This window comes from Natronorubrum sulfidifaciens JCM 14089, assembly GCF_000337735.1.
GTDB classification, from domain to species: domain Archaea; phylum Halobacteriota; class Halobacteria; order Halobacteriales; family Natrialbaceae; genus Natronorubrum; species Natronorubrum sulfidifaciens.
In genome coordinates, this window is sequence record NZ_AOHX01000025.1 from 286187 (window position 1) to 306376 (window position 20190).

At 63.8% G+C, this 20190-nt stretch carries 25 protein-coding genes; 10 read left to right on the forward strand and 15 right to left on the reverse strand.

Annotated features, from left to right (window positions below; all coding sequences use genetic code 11):
• Nucleotides 1-102 precede the first annotated feature (102 nt).
• Both C495_RS02665 and C495_RS17165 read right to left on the reverse strand, forming a co-directional pair.
• Entirely contained in the window at nt 103-369 is a 267-nt protein-coding gene (locus tag C495_RS02665) for an elongation factor 1-beta (RefSeq protein WP_008159750.1), read from the reverse strand.
• A 12-nt stretch (nt 370-381) separates the two neighbouring features.
• Entirely contained in the window at nt 382-561 is a 180-nt protein-coding gene (locus C495_RS17165) for an HVO_2753 family zinc finger protein (RefSeq protein ID WP_006067470.1), read from the reverse strand.
• Nucleotides 562-773: 212 nt separating this feature from the next.
• Here C495_RS17165 and nreA point away from each other — a divergent pair, with 212 nt between their 5' ends.
• On the forward strand, nt 774-2075 hold the full coding sequence (gene nreA, locus C495_RS02670) for a DNA repair protein NreA (RefSeq protein WP_008159753.1): 1302 nt from the start codon (nt 774-776) through the stop codon (nt 2073-2075).
• A 73-nt stretch (nt 2076-2148) separates the two neighbouring features.
• Nucleotides 2149-2328: a hypothetical protein gene (locus tag C495_RS02675; RefSeq protein WP_008159755.1), complete on the forward strand. Its 180-nt coding sequence runs from the start codon at nt 2149-2151 to the stop codon at nt 2326-2328.
• 9 nt (nt 2329-2337) lie between these two features.
• Here C495_RS02675 and C495_RS02680 read toward each other — a convergent pair whose 3' ends face one another.
• From C495_RS02680 to C495_RS02695, 4 genes are all read right to left on the reverse strand, one after another.
• A complete protein-coding gene (locus C495_RS02680; protein WP_008159756.1) occupies nt 2338-3453 on the reverse strand; it encodes an AI-2E family transporter in 1116 nt (371 codons plus the stop codon).
• A gap of 75 nt (nt 3454-3528) precedes the next feature.
• Complete coding sequence (locus tag C495_RS02685) at nt 3529-3993, reverse strand: DUF302 domain-containing protein (RefSeq protein ID WP_008159757.1); 465 nt, start codon at nt 3991-3993, stop codon at nt 3529-3531.
• Between the two features lie 53 nt (nt 3994-4046).
• Nucleotides 4047-4745 carry a CPBP family glutamic-type intramembrane protease gene (locus C495_RS02690; protein WP_008159759.1) on the reverse strand — a complete coding sequence of 233 codons (699 nt, stop codon included), beginning with the start codon at nt 4743-4745 and terminating at the stop codon, nt 4047-4049.
• Between the two features lie 6 nt (nt 4746-4751).
• On the reverse strand, nt 4752-5036 hold the full coding sequence (locus C495_RS02695) for a DUF5789 family protein (RefSeq protein WP_008159761.1): 285 nt from the start codon (nt 5034-5036) through the stop codon (nt 4752-4754).
• A gap of 119 nt (nt 5037-5155) precedes the next feature.
• Here C495_RS02695 and C495_RS02700 point away from each other — a divergent pair, with 119 nt between their 5' ends.
• Nucleotides 5156-6145, forward strand: a complete 990-nt coding sequence (locus C495_RS02700) for a DUF7139 domain-containing protein (protein WP_008159763.1) — start codon at nt 5156-5158, stop codon at nt 6143-6145.
• 96 nt (nt 6146-6241) lie between these two features.
• On the opposite strand, the gene C495_RS02705 is transcribed toward C495_RS02700, so the two are convergent.
• Both C495_RS02705 and C495_RS02710 read right to left on the reverse strand, forming a co-directional pair.
• The gene (locus C495_RS02705) at nt 6242-6727 is read right to left on the reverse strand and encodes a metal-dependent hydrolase (protein WP_008159765.1); all 486 of its coding nucleotides are present in this window, start codon (nt 6725-6727) and stop codon (nt 6242-6244) included.
• A gap of 79 nt (nt 6728-6806) precedes the next feature.
• Complete coding sequence (locus C495_RS02710; RefSeq protein ID WP_008159767.1) at nt 6807-7340, reverse strand: CinA family protein; 534 nt, start codon at nt 7338-7340, stop codon at nt 6807-6809.
• Nucleotides 7341-7449: 109 nt separating this feature from the next.
• Between C495_RS02710 and C495_RS02715 the strand changes: the two genes are divergently transcribed.
• Nucleotides 7450-8550: a pyridoxal phosphate-dependent aminotransferase gene (locus C495_RS02715; RefSeq protein WP_008159769.1), complete on the forward strand. Its 1101-nt coding sequence runs from the start codon at nt 7450-7452 to the stop codon at nt 8548-8550.
• 12 nt (nt 8551-8562) lie between these two features.
• Here the strand turns inward: C495_RS02715 and C495_RS02720 are convergent, their stop codons facing one another.
• Nucleotides 8563-8820, reverse strand: coding sequence for a hypothetical protein (locus tag C495_RS02720; protein ID WP_008159771.1), 258 nt, complete (start codon nt 8818-8820; stop codon nt 8563-8565).
• Nucleotides 8821-9062: 242 nt separating this feature from the next.
• Here C495_RS02720 and C495_RS02725 point away from each other — a divergent pair, with 242 nt between their 5' ends.
• Complete coding sequence (locus C495_RS02725) at nt 9063-10241, forward strand: ArsA family ATPase (protein ID WP_049890105.1); 1179 nt, start codon at nt 9063-9065, stop codon at nt 10239-10241.
• A 45-nt stretch (nt 10242-10286) separates the two neighbouring features.
• Here C495_RS02725 and C495_RS02730 read toward each other — a convergent pair whose 3' ends face one another.
• Both C495_RS02730 and C495_RS02735 read right to left on the reverse strand, forming a co-directional pair.
• Nucleotides 10287-10748 carry a universal stress protein gene (locus C495_RS02730; RefSeq protein ID WP_008159776.1) on the reverse strand — a complete coding sequence of 154 codons (462 nt, stop codon included), beginning with the start codon at nt 10746-10748 and terminating at the stop codon, nt 10287-10289.
• 89 nt (nt 10749-10837) lie between these two features.
• Complete coding sequence (locus tag C495_RS02735; RefSeq protein WP_008159777.1) at nt 10838-11224, reverse strand: tautomerase family protein; 387 nt, start codon at nt 11222-11224, stop codon at nt 10838-10840.
• 214 nt (nt 11225-11438) lie between these two features.
• Between C495_RS02735 and C495_RS02740 the strand changes: the two genes are divergently transcribed.
• Nucleotides 11439-13235 carry an SLC13 family permease gene (locus C495_RS02740; RefSeq protein ID WP_008159779.1) on the forward strand — a complete coding sequence of 599 codons (1797 nt, stop codon included), beginning with the start codon at nt 11439-11441 and terminating at the stop codon, nt 13233-13235.
• A gap of 290 nt (nt 13236-13525) precedes the next feature.
• Entirely contained in the window at nt 13526-13762 is a 237-nt protein-coding gene (locus C495_RS02745; protein ID WP_008159781.1) for a DeoR family transcriptional regulator, read from the forward strand.
• A 24-nt stretch (nt 13763-13786) separates the two neighbouring features.
• On the opposite strand, the gene C495_RS02750 is transcribed toward C495_RS02745, so the two are convergent.
• The 4 genes from C495_RS02750 to C495_RS02765 all read right to left on the reverse strand — a co-directional run bounded on the left by C495_RS02750 (nt 13787) and on the right by C495_RS02765 (nt 17414).
• Nucleotides 13787-14338 (reverse strand): hypothetical protein, encoded by a 552-nt coding sequence (locus C495_RS02750; protein ID WP_008159783.1) that lies wholly within the window; start codon nt 14336-14338, stop codon nt 13787-13789.
• Nucleotides 14339-14428: 90 nt separating this feature from the next.
• Nucleotides 14429-15355 carry an SDR family oxidoreductase gene (locus C495_RS02755; RefSeq protein ID WP_008159784.1) on the reverse strand — a complete coding sequence of 309 codons (927 nt, stop codon included), beginning with the start codon at nt 15353-15355 and terminating at the stop codon, nt 14429-14431.
• Nucleotides 15356-15627: 272 nt separating this feature from the next.
• The gene (locus tag C495_RS02760; protein WP_008159786.1) at nt 15628-16419 is read right to left on the reverse strand and encodes an endonuclease V; all 792 of its coding nucleotides are present in this window, start codon (nt 16417-16419) and stop codon (nt 15628-15630) included.
• 56 nt (nt 16420-16475) lie between these two features.
• The gene (locus tag C495_RS02765) at nt 16476-17414 is read right to left on the reverse strand and encodes a rhomboid family intramembrane serine protease (RefSeq protein ID WP_008159787.1); all 939 of its coding nucleotides are present in this window, start codon (nt 17412-17414) and stop codon (nt 16476-16478) included.
• Nucleotides 17415-17542: 128 nt separating this feature from the next.
• Between C495_RS02765 and C495_RS02770 the strand changes: the two genes are divergently transcribed.
• The 3 genes from C495_RS02770 to C495_RS02780 are packed head-to-tail and all read left to right on the forward strand — an operon-like array spanning nt 17543 to nt 20187.
• The gene (locus C495_RS02770; protein ID WP_008159789.1) at nt 17543-17983 is read left to right on the forward strand and encodes a DUF5788 family protein; all 441 of its coding nucleotides are present in this window, start codon (nt 17543-17545) and stop codon (nt 17981-17983) included.
• Nucleotides 17983-19734 (forward strand): DNA polymerase/3'-5' exonuclease PolX, encoded by a 1752-nt coding sequence (gene polX / locus C495_RS02775; protein ID WP_008159791.1) that lies wholly within the window; start codon nt 17983-17985, stop codon nt 19732-19734. Before C495_RS02770 ends, polX begins: the two co-directional genes overlap by 1 nt.
• A gap of 6 nt (nt 19735-19740) precedes the next feature.
• A complete protein-coding gene (locus C495_RS02780; RefSeq protein ID WP_008159794.1) occupies nt 19741-20187 on the forward strand; it encodes a Mut7-C RNAse domain-containing protein in 447 nt (148 codons plus the stop codon).
• The last annotated feature ends 3 nt before the right edge of the window (nt 20188-20190 follow it).

The following is a 20190-nucleotide window of genomic DNA, read 5'->3' on the forward strand; positions in this document are numbered from 1 at the left end:
CGGCACATCGCACGACGGTCATGCGATGTGTGGACACGCCGGTTCAGTTGCCACTGTCCAACGCGGTTTCGGGATGAAAAACGGCCGACACTCGGTCCGGCTTCAGATACGGCCGACGTTCTCGACGCCGACGCTTTCGACACCGTCGACGTCTGCGAAGTTCTCTTCGACGGTCTCCGTCCCACCCGAGCCGTCAGGGACGATTACGGTTGGGTAGAGGGCGATGAGGCCGAACGCAACGTTTTCGCGCTCGACACCGTTGATTTTGGCGCCCTCTGGAAGTGCGCTCTCGAGGCGCTCCTGAAGCGCATCCAGATCGATCTCGGGGCTGTCCGGCATGACCTTGATTTTGGCAGCGACTTTTCCCATGTTCAATCCTCCTTATGGTCCGGTGAAACCGCAGTCGTTGCACTCATAGAGGTTGCTCTGCTTGCGGCATTTGGCACAGCGGTAAATCTGTGCGCCACAGTCGGGACACTTGAACGCAGCAGCGTTCGTGCCTGCGATGTTGATCCCACAGGAGACGCAGGATCGCGTGTTTCGATCGTCCGTCGTACTCATACCCATCCTTTCCCGCCCGCCGTTTTTAACCGTTGTCTTTTGTGGGACTCGGGGCGTGTTTTCACAGACAGAGAACGCGCGTCTATATACATGAGGGTGCACGCGGAAGAGGTGTACAGAGGTTCGGTGGCGTACCGCCGTTCGAACCTCTGCCTCTGACATTCTGGCTCGGACTGTAACATTCAAACGGCGAGCGGTACTACTGCGAGTGAATGCGCCTCGACGACTACATCGAGGATCTCGAGCCCGACGAGGAAGCCGAGCGACGGCGCCTCGCAAAGGAAAAATCCTACGCGATCACGGACCACATCGAGACGTTCGAACAGCGGTTCGACGACGCGCTCAGTGGCGATACCCTCGTGGGCTCGACGGCACCGTCGATCTTCGTTGGGCGGTCGAACTACCCCGATATTCCCGTCGGGCTGCTTTCGCCTGTCGGCGACGAGGACGCCGCCGAGGAGTACGTCACTGACGGCGACTGGTACCAGCAGGGCCACGGGATCACCGACGTCCTCCAGCGTCGGACAGGACTGTTGAACTCGAGCAAGCACGCAAACGTCGACTCGCCGTCGATTGCGAGCCGGCTGGCACCGTCGGTCCACGACACCTGGGACGGCTTCGTCGGCATCCAGCGCGAGGTCGCCATCGCCGGTCGGCCGGTCGATCTCGAGATCGGGCTCGACGGCAAACCCGACCTCGGCCTCGATGCCGGCACGGATGTCGCGACACCTCGTGGTCCCCGTGCCAACGCCCGAAACGCCGAGTTGCGAGAGAACCCCTACGTCCCCAAACCCGTCAAGAAGACACTCGAGGACGACGACTGGCAGGCCCAGGGCGCGATGACCTACCTCTATCGCCGCGGCTTCGACGTGTATGAGATCAACACGATCCTCTCGGCGGGCGCACTCGGGGAGACGAAACAGCGCCGACTCGTGCCGACGCGGTGGTCGATCACCGCCGTCGACGACACGGTCGGCCAGTTCCTGCGCGGGCGCATCCGCAACGCGTCGAGCATCGACGAGGTGCAAGTCTGGGCCAACGAGTACATGGGCAATCGCTACTGGGTCATCCTCGCACCCGGCAACTGGGAGTTCGAACTGGTCGAGATGAAAGCCCCCGGCAGCATCTGGAACCCGAATCCCCACGACGACGTCTGGCTCCAGAGCGCCAGCGAGGGGTACGAAGGGCGCTCGAGCTACGTCGAGGAGACGGCGGGGGCCTACTACGCGGCCCGACTGGGCGTGTTGGAGTACCTCGAGTCGATCGGCCGACAGGCCAAATGTCTCGTCTTGCGCGAAGTCTCGGACGACTACTGGGCCCCCGTCGGCGTCTGGCAGGTCCGTGAAAGCGTCCGCAACGCCTTCGAAGGCCAGTACGGCGAAGCCGAGACGTTCCACGACGCAGTCAGCGAGGTCGCGACACAGCTCCCGATCACGTACGCGCGTCTCCAGCGCAAATCGGAGCTTGCAGCCGGTCTCCAGTCGAATCTGAGTGCCTTCTCGAGGTCAACGTAACAGTTGGGGCGTCGAACCCACGGCGGCGACTACTGTCCGACAGTATAAGCCGTCCGAACGCGTTTGGGGTCGTATGTCCCTCGCGCTCGTCAGCGCTGAATTTCTCACCGCGATCGCGATGATTCTCTTGCTCATCGGCGTCCCGCTGTTCGTCATCGCCATCATCGCCGTCGTCACGGGCTATCTCCAATACGACGCCGAGCAGTATCTCGAGGACCTCGAGACCGACGCCCCGACACGGGACGACAAGTAGCTCGCACAGTCAATCTGCCCGGTCGGACTCCGGGAGTCGTTGCTCGGACGCAGGAGTGACGGTCGATGCCGCCGCCGATTGGGGCTCAGAACTGGGGTCGTCCTCGTCGTCCTCGAGCGAGACTCGATTGAAGACGTTGAGGCCGGCTTTGAATACCGCGAGCAAGACAGGACCGAGGAACAGCCCCATGATCCCGAGCAGGTAGATCCCGCCGATGACGCCGACGATGACGACCGCCGGGTGGAGCCCGGAGCCGCGGTCGACGAAGATCGCTCGCAGGTAGTTGTCGACCACCGAAAGCACGGCAACCCCATACAACAAGAGCAACGCGGCACTGAACGGATCGTTTGCGATCACGAGATACCCCACAGCGGGCCCCCAGACGAGCCAAACACCGATCGCCGGAAGGAAGGAGACGACGATCATGATGACCGTCCAGAAAGCAACGTTCGGCAGCCCGAGCAGGTAGAATCCGAGTCCGCCGAGCACGCCTTCGACGACGGCAACGAGGACGTGGCTGTTGATGACGGCCCACGTGACGACGCTCACCTCTTCGAACAGTTCATCCCGGATAGTCGAGTCGATCGGGGCGACCTCGCCGAGCCACTCGACGAACGTCCGGCCATCGATGAGCAGATAGTACAATAGGAAGAGGAAGACGATCAGCCCGAGCCCCATCTCGACGCTGGTGTTGACCAGCCCGATTACCTCGAGCACGGCGAGTTCGACGGCACCCGACAGCGACGATTCGATCTCCGCGAGGACGGCCGTCTCGAGGGCATCGAGTTGATCCGGCTCGAGGCCGAACTCGTCTCTGGCGATGTCGCGAACGGTCTCGACGGCGATCGTCTCATCGGCGGTATTCAGAAAGGAGAGCAGCGTTTGCAGAATAATGATCGAGAGAACGAGCAAGGGGACGAGAACGGCAGCGATGGCAAACCCCGTCAATAGCAGCGCTGCAGGGCGCGGCCCAAGTCGAGGACGCAACCGTTCATAAGCAGGGTACAGTACGAACGCAAGGAGGGCAGCAGCCATCACGTACTGCAACAGCGGGGCGATCATCAGGGTCGCGATCACGCCGAGAGCGACGAGGAGGAGGGCGAAAAACGCGGTTCGGACGTCCATACGAGACGGTGCGCCGTATCGTACGTAAATCTTGACATCTCGACGTTTGGCACAGTCCGACGACAGGAAACCGTATCAGTCCGTTTGTGCAGCCTCGGTCGCCTCGAGTTCCGCGAAGGTCTGTTCGGTGAGTTCGCCGGTTTCCTCGAGGATGTCGTCCCAGGCGTCGTTGTCCGGGGCCATCCCGAGCAGGCGGGCGATCCGCATGATCGAGACGTGATAGACGCGCTGGCGGCCGGGGGCTTCTTCCCAGATGACTATGTTGCAGGGGAAGAGCCCGCCGATCTGTAACGACTGCTCGAGCGCCTTGTTCGCAACGGCGGGGTTGCAAGCGCCGAGGACGTAGTAGGGGTCGCGGTCGGCGTCGACTTTCTCGTTCAACAGCTCCGATGGGGAGAACTCGACGGGGATGCCGAAGCCGGCGTCCGTACAGACCTCACGGACGTGTTCGATGGCGTCCTCGTGGTCCATCTCGAGGACGACCTCTTTCTCGCCGTACTCGTCCGGATCGATCGTGGCAGGGTCAATTGGGAGTGTCACAGTCGAATCAACGCCCGGACCTTACTAAAATACCGCTCACCCGGACATGGGGGCTACAGTGGGATCGGCAGCCACTCGAGTCGACTCAGTACTGGCTGCGGATCGAACAGTGGGTCGTGTAACACGAGCCAATCGAGCAAGACGAGTCCGGCCCCGTGGGCGACCACGGAGGGGAGAATCGAGTTCGACTGGTAGTCGACGGCACCGAACAGGATATCCGTCGGCCCCGACAGCAGGAACTCGATCGGCGGTTTGCCGGCGTGGTGAAACATGTAGACGACGGGGCTGATGAGCACCGCCTTGAACCCGATCTCTTTGACGCCGACACAGAGCAGGCCGCGGTAGTACGTCTCAGCAGCCACGGCGAGCAAGAACAGCTGGACTGCGTGTGGGAGAAACGTTGCGAGCGCACTCGAGGTCGGCCAGATCGGATAGTACGCACGGATCGTCGGCAGCGTCGATCCGATGAGGTAAATCGGCAGGACGAACAGGGAGAGTAAGACGGTGTTTCGAACGGCGACGCGGTTGATGTTCCAGCCGATGTGGTTGCCGTGGGTCAGCCCCAGTGCGAGCGGCCCCCCGATCAACACTAGCCCGTCGAACACGGCCCGGCGCTCGAGGTCAGGTGGGACGTACTGCATCCACACGAGCGTCAGCACGGCACCGGTGAGTAGCGACTTCTGGAACCACGACAGGCGATCGAACTGATCACGAACCCAACCGCCGGCGCTGCGTGCTCCCTCTGTCGCCACGGCTCGTTACTCGTCTGCGGTCGGAACTGGTCCAGTGGCGATGACGTCCCGGACGTGGGTTTCGAACTCCTGATGGCGCTGGAAGTACGTCTCGCCGATCTCCTCGAGGATGCTCGACAGCGACTGTGGCCCGTCGGGCGTCCGAATCTCGCTGTCGCCCTCAAGGCGGTCGACTTCGCTCTTTTCTTTTGGCCACGTCAACCGCGACGTGACGCGGGCGAGGGGGGCACCCTCGACGGGGGTCTGGTCTCCGAGCGTCACAGCCGGCTCCTCGTCGTCCTCGTCGCTCATATGCCTTCGTTTGCGAGCGCGTCGATTCAAGCTTTCGTTTCCGGGGGTCGTCGATACCTCTCTATCCTTCGAAATGTGTCTGACGTACCGTTTTGTGACGGGACGTACAATCACCGTGCATGACAAGCCTGACCGAGGCCTACGACGGAAGCGCACGGGAGGTGGCGAGCCCCAGGCGACTGTATACGGGGACGGCACTCGTCTTGTTCGGTGCGATTCTGGCCGTCGTCGCCGTGCTCGTGGCGACGACCGACCTCTTGGGCGAGTACGCGATCGCGCTCTCGGAGGGGATGGCACCCCAGTTCGCGACCGTCCGCGCTGCGGGCGTGCTCGCCGGGCTTAGCGTCCCCATCGTTCTCGTCGGCGTCTTCGTCGTCTTGCCCGCCAGCCGCCGCGTACAGGCCACCGCCGCGATCAGTGCGAGCCTCTGTCTGCTCGGTGTCGCCCTGTTCTGGCATGCCTACCCCGAACACTGGCGCTACGGCGGCGACCAACTCACCCTCGAGGTCTCGGTGATCTACCTGCTCGGACTCATCACCGCGATCTGGTGTCTGTTCGCCGCCGTCGCGACGTTCAAGCGGCGAAACGATCCGGGTGGCATGCTCGAGATGAACGTCACGCGCCACAACACGACCGTCGTCAAAGCCGACGAGTCAGACGACGACTCGAGCGGTCTCGGCGGCATTGGCTTCCTCGGTGGGACGCCGGACGGCGAGGTCGAGACTCAGACCAACGCAACTGACGCCGACGGGACCACGCTTTCGTACGACGATGCGTCAGTCCAGTCGACACCGACGTCGGGGTCAAACGCTGGAACTGGGGCCGACACTGGCCGCACTCGAGGGCGGGCCGCCGGCGTGGCGACCAGCGACGGCGGCACGGCCGCCTCGGATCTCTCCTCGCCGCTCGACGCAGGTGACGGCTACGACGCAGAGATCGTCGACGCACCGACGGACGAACCGGCTGAACCCACGGACCGCTACTGTGGTAACTGCAGCCACTTCGAGTACGTCCGCTCCTCGGATGGAATGGTTCCCTACTGTGGCCACCACGAGACGGCGATGGACGATATGGACGCTTGCGAGGAGTGGACGCCGAACAACCAGTAACGCGGTCGAAAAGCGACCGCACAGCCGTCGATCGCGTTCTATTCTCGTTCTCGATTCGGCAGTTCTCGAGTCGTCACAGCCCCCTGTGACGCCGATCTAGAAGCCGGCTGCCTGTCGCCCCATCTCGAAGCCCCACTGAGGGACCTCGTAGACGATTAACGCGACGAGCAGCAACTCGAGGACGGTGATAATCACCGTCACCAGATCCGCGCGATTGCTGCTGACGGTGACGCCTGTCGGGAGCCCGTACTCCGTTTTCGTGAGTGGGTAAAACAGCGCGATACCGCGCCTGCTGCCCGCCATGTCGAGGACGTAATGGGTCAACACGCCGATCCAGACGTATTCGAGGTTGCCGAAGACGTACGGGAAGGCAAGAAAGGCGGCCAAAAGCGGCAGATTGTGCAACGTCTTGCGGTGTTTCCCGAACGCGGTGTCGATGTCGGGCACCATCGCGCCGAGCGTGACCGGCACCCCGATCGCGACGATCGTCCGAAACGTCTCGAAGTCACCAGCCGGCTCGAGTAAATACCCCAACCCCAGACTCAAAAGCACAGCGTTGAGAACGTGTCCCTTCTTGTTCATCTACCCGCCACTGGCGGTGCGAGCCTCGAATAGTTTTCTTTCGGGGACTGTCGTCACGACGAACCGGTCGACGGTCGGATCAGTGCTGGTCGCTGCGTTCTGCCCGTGCGTCGATCGCTTCGAGCAGGTCCTCGAGTGCCTGTTCGACGGTCTGTGCGCGGACGGCGGCGCGGTCGCCGTCGAAAACGTAGCGGGAGACGGATGCGAACGACGACTCGCTGCCCCACGGGCCGGCGTAGGCGACGCCGATGTAGACGGTTCCGACCGGGTCGTCCTCGGTCCCGCCGGTCGGGCCGGCGATTCCTGTCGTCGCGACGCCCCAGGTAACGTCGGTGACATCCCGAACACCTTGGGCCATCTGGCGGGCGACGGGTTCGGAGACCGCGCCGTGTTCGTCGAGTGCTTCACGACTGACGCCGAGGTGGCGGCGCTTGGCGTCGTAGGCGTAGGTCGTCAGCCCCGCGTCGAAGTAGTCGCTTGCGCCCGGCACGGCCGTAATCGCCGCGCCGATCAGGCCACCAGTACAGGATTCGGCGACGGCAACGGTCTCCTCACGGTCTCGGAGTGCGTCGCCGACCGCCATCGGACGGTCGCGGTCGATGTCGTCGGTCATGTTCGTATGCGAATCGACGCGGTGTGGGGACGTGAAAGCGAGGGTCGACGCCGCCAGCCATCGGTGCAAAACGGAAAGAACGACGGTCCATCCCCTCCGTGCTTCCGATATGGAGTACGAGACGCCGCTGTTCTTTCACGTGATGGAGTATGCGGGCCGGGCGGACCGCGACGTAATCGATATGGTCAGCGGAAATCCGGACTGGGAGCCGCCGCAAGCGCTCCGCGATGGCCTCCACGAGTACGCCGACCTCGAGCCGGAGCAGTTCCAGTATCCGCCGAGTCACGGGTTGAGCGAGTTGCGCGAGGAGATCGCTGCCCGCCGGGGCGTCGACACCGAGCAGGTCGTCGTCACGAACGGGGCCGGCGAGGCGAACTACCTCGCGATGGCGCGCGCACTCGAGCGCGACCGCGGCGACGAGATCATCCTGACGGACCCGGTCTACCCCTACTACCCCGGCAAGACGACGATGCTCGGCGGACAACAGCGGTTCGTCCCGACGGCCGAGACGGGCCAACTCGACCCCGCCGACGTCCGCGCTGCTGCGAGCGAGGAGACGGCGGCGATCGTTGTCAACTCGCCGAACAACCCGACGGGCGCGGTCTACCCCAAAGAGACGATCGAGGCGCTGGTCGAAATCGCCGAAACGTACGACGCGATCCTCGTCAGCGACGAGGTGTACGACCACTACGACCTCTCGGGGACGTTCTCGAGTGCGCTGGGCGTCGACTCGGAGCACCGAATCGTCACGAACGCGTTCTCGAAGTCGCTGGCGATCACGGGCTTTCGTGTCGGGTATGCGATCTTCCCGTTACACCTCGTCGAGAACGCCAAGAGCCGACACATGCTGGTCAACGTCGCCGGTAGCCGGCCCAGCCAGTACGCCGTGTTGCAGGCGCTACGCGAGACGGGACCGGACTACTACGAACAAAATCGCCAACTCCTCCGCGAGCGCGTCGAGACGTTCACCGACGCGCTGGACGCGGCGGGTGCAGAATACACGACACCGCAGGGGGCGTTCTACGTGCTGGCGCGGTTCGACGGCTATCCGGGCACCCTCGAGAACGTCGAGCGCCTGATCGACGAGGCTGGTGTCGCCGGGATGCCCGGTGAGGCCTTCGGCAACTCGCGCCGGGAGTGGCTTCGGTTCGCGCTCGTCACACCGCGCGTTGAGGCGGCTGCCGAGCGACTGGCTGCGTACTTCGGCTGACTGATCGGCGAGCTATCGCAGCGTGCCTTCCCACGAGCAGTCGGTACACGCGAACAGGCCAGCGCCGTTGGTCGTCTCGCTGTCACAGGCCGGACACTCGAGCGAGCCGGCAGTACCGATCGCGCCAGACGCCTCGGTCGGCCGGAGGACGCCTCGAGCGGTGGGTGTTGGGAGCGAGAAGCCGGCTCGCTCGCCTTCGTACGGGAACTGTTCGTTGTCTGTGCGGTCGGTCGTCGAGTCAGCGGCGGTCTGAATGAGCTGGGATGTCATGGGGTCGGTAAAACGGTGATGATTCATCACCGCTGTCGTCTGCATGGAGAGCCAACGTTCTCCTAATTAATGTTAGGGCTAAAACAATTATGATGATGGGAGGAACAGCAGTATGTCCTAGTACATATTAGGTCGATATTATATGCCATGATTGGAACAGGGTAGCACACCGAGCCTCTCGCGTGTGGCCACAATCGGCTGAGACCGACGACTACTCGTGTGGGGGCGGGAAAACAGCTGGTATGAGTGGAATCGACGTCGAACCGGTCGACGAGAAAGGAGAAGCCGCACGGACGGACGACAATGCACACACGATCGAGGTGACACCAACCGACTCCGTCGCGGACGACACGCGGGAGGCGATCGACGTGGAGCCGTCCGACGAGCCGTTCGACGGCCCCGATTACGTGCTCTACGGGGGAAAAGGCGGTGTCGGGAAGACGACGATGGCCGCCGCGACGGCCCTCGAGAGCGCTCGTGGCGGGACCAGTACGCTCGTCGTCTCGACGGACCCGGCACACTCGCTGTCGGACACCTTCGAGACCGACGTTCCTGCCGAACCCGGTCGCATTCGTGACGACATCCCGCTTTATGGGGCCGAGATCGATCCGGAACGGGCCATGGAAAACGGGCAGGCAGCCTTCCTCGGCAGCGAGGATGGCTTCGGTGGCGGCGATGGCGGTGGCGGAAGCCCGATGGGCGGACTCGGCGGACTGGGCGACATGCTCGGCGGCGAGGAGTCGCCGATGGACGCCCTCTTCGGCGGCGCGATGCCCGGTGCCGACGAGGCCGCCGCGATGCAGTTGCTGCTCGAATATCTGGACGACCCGCGATTCGAGCGCGTGGTCATCGACACCGCCCCCACGGGCCACACCCTCAGGCTGCTCCAACTGCCCGAACTGATGGACTCGATGATGGGGCGCATCCTCAAATTCCGCCAGCGAATCAGCGGGATGTTCGAGGGGATGAAAGGGATGTTCGGCGGACAGGAGCCGCCGGAAGAAGAACCAGACCTCGAGGACCTCGAGGTACTTCGCGAGCGGATCGAACGCCTCCGAGCGGCCCTTCGTGATCCCGCACGGACGGATTTCCGTATCGTAATGGTGCCCGAAGAGATGAGCGTCGTCGAATCCAAACGCCTGCGCCAGCAACTCGACGAGTTCGGTATCCCGGTCGGTACCGTCGTCGTCAACCGCGTCATGGAACCGCTCTCGGACGTGACCGACGACGTCCACGGCGAGTTCCTCCAGCCGAATCTGGACGACTGTGCGTTCTGCCAACAGCGCTGGGACGTTCAACAGTCCGCGCTCGCGGAGGCACAGGACCTCTTTCGTGGAACCGACGTTCGACGCGTTCCGCTGTTCGCTGATGAGGTTCGCGGCGAGAAGATGCTCGAGGTCGTCGCGGCCTGTCTGCGCTGAGCGAGACGGCCGGTCGCGACGAGCGGCGAACCCGTGGTCCGGGCCCTATTCGTCGTCGACTGGAACAACGGTGACCGGTCGGTCACACTCGAGGACGACGTCCTGCGTGACGCTGCCGAAGAGCATTTTCCCGACCGGCGACTGGTCGCCGCTGCCGAGGACGACCACGTTACTGTCCCGTTCCGTCGCGGCCTCGAGGATCGCCTCGGCGGGTTCGCCGGCCGTCTCGTGGACCGCGTACTCGATGTCGGCTGCCTCGAGACCGTCGACAACGGCCTCAACCGACGCTGGAATGCGATTGCTCTCTCTAACGTTCGTTGCCATCGTTTCCGTATAGGTCTCGGAAAAACCGCCAGCCGCCCACTCGGCGTCCGGCGTCGTTTCGTCGTGGACGTGGACCACATCGACGAGCACGTCCTCGGCAGCGGCGGGGAGTTCGAGGACCGCATCGACCTGCGCACGCGCTCGCGATTCGTTCGTATCGACCGGTAGCAAGATCCGATACATGTGTCGTCGTTCCGTCTCCGGCCCTAAAAGGGGCTCTTTCTCGACGGCGATCCCGTTGCAGTCGTTCGGTCTCTCAGTTCTCGTGACGGTCAGTGACTCTTCTCCTCGCCGTCCCACTCGCCGCCGATGCGGTCGACGCCCATCATCGCCTCGCCGGGGTGTTCGGTGAAGACGACCTTCAGATTTTCGTCGGGAACGTCGAACGTCTCGCAGAGGTACGTCATGGTGGCGAGGGCGAACGCGCGCTTGCGGTCGAACGATCGGCCCTGCCTGATCTCGGCGTCGAGAAACACCAGCGGGCCCTCGACGGCACGCCCGAGATGGAGGGCGGCCGCGTCGTGTTCGCGTATCGTCACCGCGACGTGACCCGCCGTCGTCGCCATCTCTGTCGTGTACAGGTCCGTCACTCGATCCGCGAGCGCCGTCTTCTCGTCGGCCGACAGCGACAGCGTCGTATCGAACTGTAACAGGGGCATACCTCGAGTTCACGAGCCGCCGGTTTGTGGGTTCCGACGATCGGTCGTCGCTCGAGCAACGATTCGTGTCGTTCGTGGTCGGACCGAGACCCTCATGCTAGAATCAAACTAGAGTATTGTTTACTCGGTATCTTTCCTCATACCCGAACAATGGTGATAGTTACTCGCGCAGATCGACAGAATTTATACGATCTATTCGGAACAAACGGGAAAAATGGTGTACGATAATTCGAAAACACTTCAAAAGTTCATTCAGAACATCTGGTGCTATCTGTGGCAGCTCAACGCCCAGACGAAGGCGTATCTCTCGCTCGATGGACCGGCCATGGTCAAAGACATGGACGGCGTCTCCGAAGAGGAACAACGTCTCGCGGAGAAAGCGTTCAGCGATGGTGGCCAACCGCCGAATGGCACCCACGAGTCTGGTGCAAACGGGGGTAACGGTGGCGGACAAAACGGCGATGACGGCTCGCCGTTCGACGTCGACGGCTCGTACGGGCTGCGCCAGAAGCTCGGCTTCGTGCTCGGCCCGATCCTGTTCGCGCTGATCTTCCTCGCACCGACACCAGCCGGCCTCGAGCCCGCAGGGCAGGCCGTCGCGGCCGTCACCGCGTGGGTTGCCGTCTGGTGGATGTCGGAAGCGATCCCGATCCCTGCGACGTCGCTGCTGCCGATCGTCCTGTTCCCGTTGACCGGCGCGCTCCCGGTTGCAGAGACGACACCCTCGTACGGCCATCCGCTGATCTTCCTCTTTATGGGTGGCTTTTTCCTCGCCATGGCGATGCAACGGTGGGGGCTCCACAAGCGTATCGCACTGCGGATGATCAAGATCGTCGGCACGAAGCCCTCGCGACTTATTCTCGGCTTCATGATCGCCACGGCGTTTCTCTCGATGTGGGTCTCGAACAGTGCAACCGTGATGATGATGGTTCCCATCGCGCTGGCGGTCATCTACCAGACCGCGGATCTGGTCGACGAGACCGGCCTCGAGATCGACACCAGCGAAGGCAACTTCTCGTTCGGGATCGCACTCATGCTCTGTATCGCCTACGGCGCATCCGTCGGTGGCGTCGCGACGCTCATCGGCACGCCGCCGAACATCCTCTTTGCCGGTCAGGCAGGCGAACTCTTCGGGACAACCATCGGTTTCGCCGAGTGGATGCTCTACGGCGTTCCGATCTCGATCGTCGGCCTCGTAACCGTCTATTTCTACGTCACCCGGATTGCGATGTCACCCCAGTTCGACCAGTTGCCGATGGGTGCCGGCACGATCGACCGCGAACTCGCCGCGCTCGGCTCGATGAGTTCGCCGGAACGACGGGTGCTCGTCGTCTTCATCGGCATGGCCGTCGCCTGGATCGGCGCGAGCCTGCTCGAGCCGCTGGCCGGAATTACTCCACCTGACGACGTCGACACCATCGTCGCCATCGGCGGCGCGTTAGTCCTCTTTACCCTGCCGACGAAGACCGAGGACGGCGACCACACGTTCCTGCTCGACTGGTCGAACGCGGTCGACATCCCGTGGGGTGTCATCCTCCTGTTCGGTGGCGGTCTCGCGATCGCCGCCGGCTTCAGCGAGACCGGCCTCGCAGTCTGGATCGGTGAACAGCTCCAACTGCTCGAGGGCGTCTCGATGGTCCTCATCCTGCTGGCCGTCGTGATGATGACGATCTTCCTGACCGAAGTCACCTCGAACACGGCGACGACAGCGATGTTGATGCCGATCCTCGCCGGGGTCGCAGTCGGGATCAGCGTCCACCCATACGGGCTGATGATCGCCGGCGCAACCGCAGCCTCGTTCGCGTTCATGCTGCCGGTTGCGACGCCGCCGAACGCGATCGTCTTCGGCAGCGGCTACATTTCGCTGCCGCAGATGGCCCGCGTCGGGGCCGGCCTCAACGTCATCGGGATCATCCTGATCACGCTCGTCGCGGTCGTCTGGCTGCCACTCGCCTGGGGGATCGACATCACTGCCATCCCAGCCGAGTTCCTCGAGCAGTGGGACTCGTAACGACTGCGTCCTGACTCTGCGGCCCACTGTTTTCGATTCGACCGCAGAGACCTGCGAAATCGCAATCTCTCAGCTTGAGCCAGCTTCGAGTCCGGGTGTTGCGGTGTGTCGACTCCGCCGAGTGCGTCGGGACGGCACCGAATGCGGTGGTGTGACTGCCAACTGCACACTACAGCAGCGTTGGTCTGCTGTCGCCGCCACAAAATAACCAACGGTAACGGGATTCCGACCGGCTGAGAACTGGCGTCGAGGTTGATACCCCTGTTGGAACATGGCACAAACGAGACGGAATGCCAGACTCGGACACCCCAGCACAGCACCAAACAGACGCAATTCTCGAGGAACTCGCCGACTCGAGTCCGGCGACGACCGTCGAACTGGCAACCACGCTCGAGACCCATCCGATGACTATCGAACGCCACTGTCAGACACTGCAGCGAGACGGCCGCATTCGTCGCTGTACGGGCGGGATGTACACGCTCGTCGAAACCGGGACGGAGCGACTGCCGACGCGACTCGCGGACTGACTGATTTGTCGGCGCACTCAGACCCTACTGTCGCTCGAGGGATGGCTCGCTCTTGCTTGTCTCGTACTCGTTGGCTGTCCCGACAGCGGACGGCGACGGCTCGCCGCCCCGAAGTTCGGCCGTTGCACACTCGAGACAGTAGTGATTGTAGCCCACGGAACGCGTGTAGACGGGAACGCCCGCAACGGCGTACTCCTCGCGGTAGCGCCGAACCATCCCCTGCTCGATTCGTGAGCCACAGGCGACACAGCGTTCGGAACACCGTTCGTCGGGCCGGATCACCCGCTGGTCGACGCTTCGGACCCACCCGAACTTCGAGGGCGCGTGACGCCGCTCGAGTCGTCGACGAAACCGTGGGTTGACGAAGAGACCGAACGCCGTCGTGACGAACGCGAGGCCGAACAGGATGGTCGCGCCGACTGCGGCCGAGGTCGTGAGCCCGAACTCGAGCAGGACGCGCCCGCCAGTCACGGCGAGCATGAGCCCGAGCACAACCAGCGACCAGCCAGCGATCCCGTACAGGAGGTCGGAGACGGAATCGGCGAGCGCGACGACGCCAGACGTTGAATCGGACATTTCGAATCAGCTAGCGATTGTTGAGGATCAGACATGAACGTTCCGCTAGCTCTCGCGGTCGGCGTCCTCGAGACGGAAACCGGATCGCGCTCAGACGAGCTTCCGCAGCAGCCGATAGCCCGCATCGCGAAGCGTGTCGGGCAGGAACCGGGCGTAGACACCGTACTGGGCGATTGCGCCGACCGGATACCGAGCCGGCGGTTCGGAGACGGTACTCGCCTCGAGAATCGCGTCCGCGACGTCCTCGGGCGAGGAGGCGAAGGGGCCGCCGTTGCCGCCGCCGATTAGCTGCATCTCGTCGTACAGTTCGTACAGCGTCTCGTAGGCCGGCGTTCGCTGGTCGCCGGGTAACTCCTCGTCGACGCGCTCGGTGAAGTTCGTCTCGACCGGCCCGGGTTCGATCACGGTGACATCGATGCCGAACTCCTCGACTTCCGCGCGTAACGCGTCGCTCATCGCCTCGAGGGCGTGTTTCGAGCCCGCGTACGCGCCCGAACCGGGGAACGAGATCCGGCCAATGACACTCGAGACGTTGATGATCTGACCCTCGCCTTGGGCACGCATATGCGGGAGTGCAGCCCGAACGAGTCGGTGAGGGCCGTAGACGTTGACGTCGAACTGTCGGTGGAGGTCGACCGTCGAGACATCCTCCATCGGTCCCATCTGGGCGTAGCCGGCGTTGTTGACCAGACAGTCGATCGAGCCGCCGAGTTCGACGGTTCGTTCGACGACCCGCGCGACCTGCTCGGGGTCGGTAACGTCGAGTGCGAGCGTCGTACAGCCCGCCTCCTCGAGTGCCTCGATATGGTCGGTGTTTCGTGCCGTTGCGAACACCTGCCAGTCGTTCTCGAGAAACGCCGTCGCGGTCGCCCGGCCAATGCCCGACGAACAGCCGGTGATCAGCACGCATTTCTTGCGGGTGTAGCGGTCGTCTCTCTGGTCTGCTTCGTGATCGTCCTCGACGACGGTGCCAGCCGGCCCGTCGTCGGTTTCCTCGACGTCCTCAGCGGTGGCCATACATGACTGGTTCGAGAGACGATACCTAAGTATCGACGGTTTGTCGCGCTCATCGGACGGTCCAATTGGCGTGAGTCTCGTTTCCCGAGAAAGCCTTGAGCCAGTGTTGGGACGACCAGCCCGAAAGCCCCCGAGCCAGTCGGCTCGCGCGCCTCGCTGCGCGCTCACTCCGTTCGCGTGCTTGCGTCGTCGTGCGTCGCCGACTGGCCCGGCCCCTTTCACTCCCACCCCCGCGGGCGGTTGGTTGGGTCACTGTTGCACACGGCTGATCATCACTCCTCGAGGCCGCGTTTCGCCTCGCCGGCGTAGCTGTCAGCCAGCCGGACGGGTTCGGGGAGCTTGTATGAGTCAGAAAGGGCGAGGACGATGTCGGCCGCGGTGTCCGGCCCGACGCGATGGCCGGGGCTGACGTACAGTGGGTTGATGTACCGATTCGACGACTCGTACTGGCGCGTCTGGACGGCATATCCAAGGAGGGTGCCATCGGGCGCATCGACCCGCGCGTTAGCCTCGATTGGCACGCGAGTCCCCGCTTCGAGGTTCTCGAGGTCGTCCTGTGGCGACCCACAGAGCAAGCTCTTGGCGACGCCGATAGCGGGCACGTCGCGGACGACACCGATGTGCGTCGCGATACCGGCCTGTCGGAAGTGGATGCGCCCGCTGCCGTCGAAGAGAAACAGATCGGGCTCGACGGAGAGGGCCTCGAGCGCCTCGAGGATCGGCCCACCCTCGCGGAACGCGAGCAGGCCCGGAATGTAGGGAATCTCGAGTGGCGTCACGGCGTGGACACGTTCGAGCACCTCGCCGCCTTGCATGGCGACGACGGCGGAAAGCGCGCGGTCCTGCTCGCCGTCGGTGTTCGTGAGAAACGACTGATCGACGCCAGCGACGATCGGGGTCTCGTCGGGACTCGAGGCCGCCGCGAGCGGATCGCCGAGCGTCGACGGATCGAACCGGAACTCGTCTTCGAAGACGGCGGCGTCCGCGATTTCACGCTGGAGGGCTTCCATCTCCGCGCGCTCGAGTCCGGAGTCGGGTGCGAGGTCGGGCCGGGGTGGGGCCATAGCTGCTCGAGGATTGACGGCGGGCGAAAATCAGTGTCGGGGTTCCAAACGAGGACTTAGAATCGACGGCGACCGCCCGGGCCACCGGGACCGCCAGGTCCGCCGGGCCCACCCGGACCGCCGCCGAGTTGGAACTGACTCGGCGCGCGGACGTTCTGGGTCCGTTTGACGTACTCACCGTAGCTGAGTCCGATCACCAGCCCGACAAGGTGGGCCATGTGGGCGATGTCGCCACCGCCGCCGGTGCCGATGAAGACGACGCTGATGAGCGCTGTTCCCGCCGTCAGCACCCAGATCGGCACGGGGAGGACGAAGTAGAGATAAACCGTCAGGCTCGGGTTCAAAACCGTGATCACACCCATAATCGCGAGTGCAGCGCCACTCGCCCCGACGACGCCTCCCATCCCCGGAGGAACGCCCTGATACATCTGAATCCCGATCTGGCTGAGACCAGCGACCACACCGCTGACGATGAACAACACCGCGAACTTCTTCGAGCCGACGTAGCGCTCGACGAGCGGGCCGAAGAAGAAGATCACGATGCTGTTAAAGACGATGTGCAGAAAGCCGCCGTGGGCGAAGATTGACGTGACCCATGTCCAGACGTACTCCGGATTCTGTGGCGTCAGGACGAACAGCGACCGCATTGCCATGGCGCCGAAAACAGCCTGCACGACCAGCTGTAACAGGAACGTGATCCACATCAACGCGAGGAACGTGTAGGTCATGTTCCCGCGGAAGTACGCCAGCGGGCCGCCCGGTCCGGTATCGATCGGGAGTTTGTCCATCAGACTCGAGGACTGCGCCGTGCTGCCACTGTTCCCGACGCTGTCGTCGAACCCGCTATCGAACACCCCCTGCGGATCGTTCCAGTTCTGCAGCCCCGTACAGCTGTGGTTTTCGGGGAGCCGGTGTTCCGAACAGTAGGTCCCCCCGCAGTGCCGACAGTTGTAGGGCATGCTTTCTTCCTTCCCACAGACGTCGCACGTGGCCATTGACCGGGGGTATGTGTGGCACCGCTAAGGGATTTGGGGTTCAGGCCGTCTCGTGAGTGTGCGCTCGCGACGACAGCCTCGAGTCGCCGGACTGTACATTTTTGCCCACCCAACCCGGATATCGGGACGTGCAAGCATACGAGCGCAAGCAGCTGCTCGAGCGGGTCGAACGCGAGAGTGCGACCGTCGGCGCGGACATTCCCGAGACGATCACCGTTCAGGGCGAAGATATCGATCTCCGAACGTTCGTCTTCGAGATCAAACGCCGCGAGACGGTGCCAGCCGGCGAACGCGACCGCGTCGAGCAGGCCAAACGGAACTTGCGACGCGAGCGAAACGACCGCATCGAACTGATCGAAGACGGCGATATCACCCGCGAAGAAGGCGAGGAACTCGCCGGCAGCATCATCGGGATCGATCGGGCACTGAACGCCTTAGAGAGCCTCGGTCCGACGAATCTCGAGCGCGAGCAGAAAGCCCAGCAGGCCGCCGATACGAAACGCTGGATGTCGTTCCTACAGCAAGCACTCGGTCGCGAGGACGACGGCGCATCACGGAGGGGGCGCTGATGGCGACCAACGCCGAGATCGCCGGCCGATTCGAGGAGTTCGCCGACTTGCTCGAGGCCGATGACGTCGAGTACAAACCCCGCGCCTACCGCCGGGCAGCCGAGAACATCCGCGCCCACCCCGTCCCGATCGCCGATCCCGTTGCGAGCGGCAACGAGGCCGTCCTCGAGGAGATCGACGGCGTCGGCGACGCCATCTCGGCCAAAATCGTCGAGTACGTCGAGACCGGGACGATCGAGGAACTCGAGGAGCTGCGCGCCGAATTGCCGATCGACATCGCCGACATCACCCGCATCGAAGGCGTCGGCCCCAAAACCGCGGGCAAACTGTATCGCGAGTTGGGTGTCGAGAGCTTAGACGACCTCGAGGCAGCCGCCGAGGCCGGCGACGTTCAGGAGATCAAGGGCTTCGGCCCGAAGACCGAACAGAACATCCGGGACAACCTCGAGTTCGCCCGCCAGATCGGCCAGCGCTACCTGCTTGGCGAAGGGCGACCCCTCGCAGACGACGTGCTGGCGTTTCTGGAGGGGCTCGAGGCCGTCGAACGCTGTGAGGTCGCGGGCTCGATCCGCCGGTGGCGCGAGACGATCGGCGACGTGGACGTGCTCGCGGCGACGGATGCGGGTGAGGACGTCGTCGAGGCGTTCGTCGACTGGGAGTCGGTCGACGGCGAGATCGAATCCGGTCCCGAGAAGGCGAGCGTCCGAATCGGCGAGATTCGCGTCGACTTGCGGGTCGTCGTCCCCGAGGAGTTCGGCTCTGCGCTGCAGTACTTTACGGGGAGCAAGGACCACAACGTCCGGCTTCGCAACTACGCGATCGATCGTGGGATGAAGCTCAACGAGTACGGCGCGTTCGACGTCAGTGAGATCGACGACCCCGATGCCGGGCTACGCGTCGGCGACCGCGTCGCGGGCGACACGGAAGCGGGGATGTACGAGGCGCTCGGTCTGCCGTGGATTCCGCCGGAGTTGCGCGAGGATCGCGGGGAGATCGCCGCCGCCGAGAACGACGCGTTGCCCGATCTGCTCACGCGAACGGACATCCGTGGTGACCTCCACACCCACACCGAGTGGTCCGACGGCAACACCTCTCTCGAGGCGATGGTCGAGGGGGCCGCAGACATGGGCTATGAGTACTACGGCGTCGCCGACCACGCCGAGGGCCCCGGCATCGTCGGCGGGATGGGGCTCTCGAACGCCGAGATTCTGGAACAGGTCGAAATCGTCCGTGAAGTCGACGCCGACAGCGAGATTGCCGTCTTCGCGGGTATCGAGGCCAACGTCGACGCCGACGGCGAGATCGGACTTTCCGACGAGGTAATCGACGCGCTGGACGTCGTCGTCGCCTCGCCACACAGCGGCCTCGATCAGGACGCCAAGACGGCGACCGAGCGCCTCGTCCGCGCCATCGAAAACCCGGCGGTCGACGTGCTGGGCCACCCGAGCGGGCGACTGCTCAACGAACGCTCGGGCCTCGAGTTCGACGCAACTGCCCTCGGAGAAGCTGCCGCTGCCAACGACACCGCCCTCGAGATCAACGCCAATCCACGGCGGCTCGATCTCTGGGGGAGCGCTGTTCAGGCGGCTCTGGAGAAGGGGGCACCGATCGCGGTCAACACCGACGCCCACCAGCCATCGACCCTCGAGTACATGCGCTGGGGCGTCCACACCGCGCGTCGCGGCTGGGCCGAACCCGATGACGTGATCAACACGTGGGCGCTCGAGGACCTGCGCGCGTTCTTGCACTGAGCCCCAATGCAGCTCCTGCTCGACGTCATGTGTGGCGGCGTGGTCTCGTATCTGCGGATGTGCAACCACGACACCGTCTACGCCGGCGACCGCGACCTCGAGGCCGATGGCGACCTCCTCGAGGTGGCTCGAGCCGAGGATCGAACGCTGATCACGAGAGACGTCCAACTCGCCTCTCGTGCCGATGAGTCGATCCTGCTCGAGTCACGCGACGTCAAGGACCAACTCGCCGAACTCGCGTCCGCGGGCGTGGAGCTGACGCTCGCAGCCGAGCCAGCGTTCTGTGGTCGGTGTAACGGCCCGCTCGAGGACGTCGATCGAACGGCGTCGACGCCCGCGTATGCACCTACCCCCGCCGAGGTCGATATCCGGCGCTGTCGGGACTGTGGCCAGTACTTCTGGCGTGGCAGCCACTGGGATCGGGTCGCAGAGACGCTCGCGACGCTCGAGTAACCG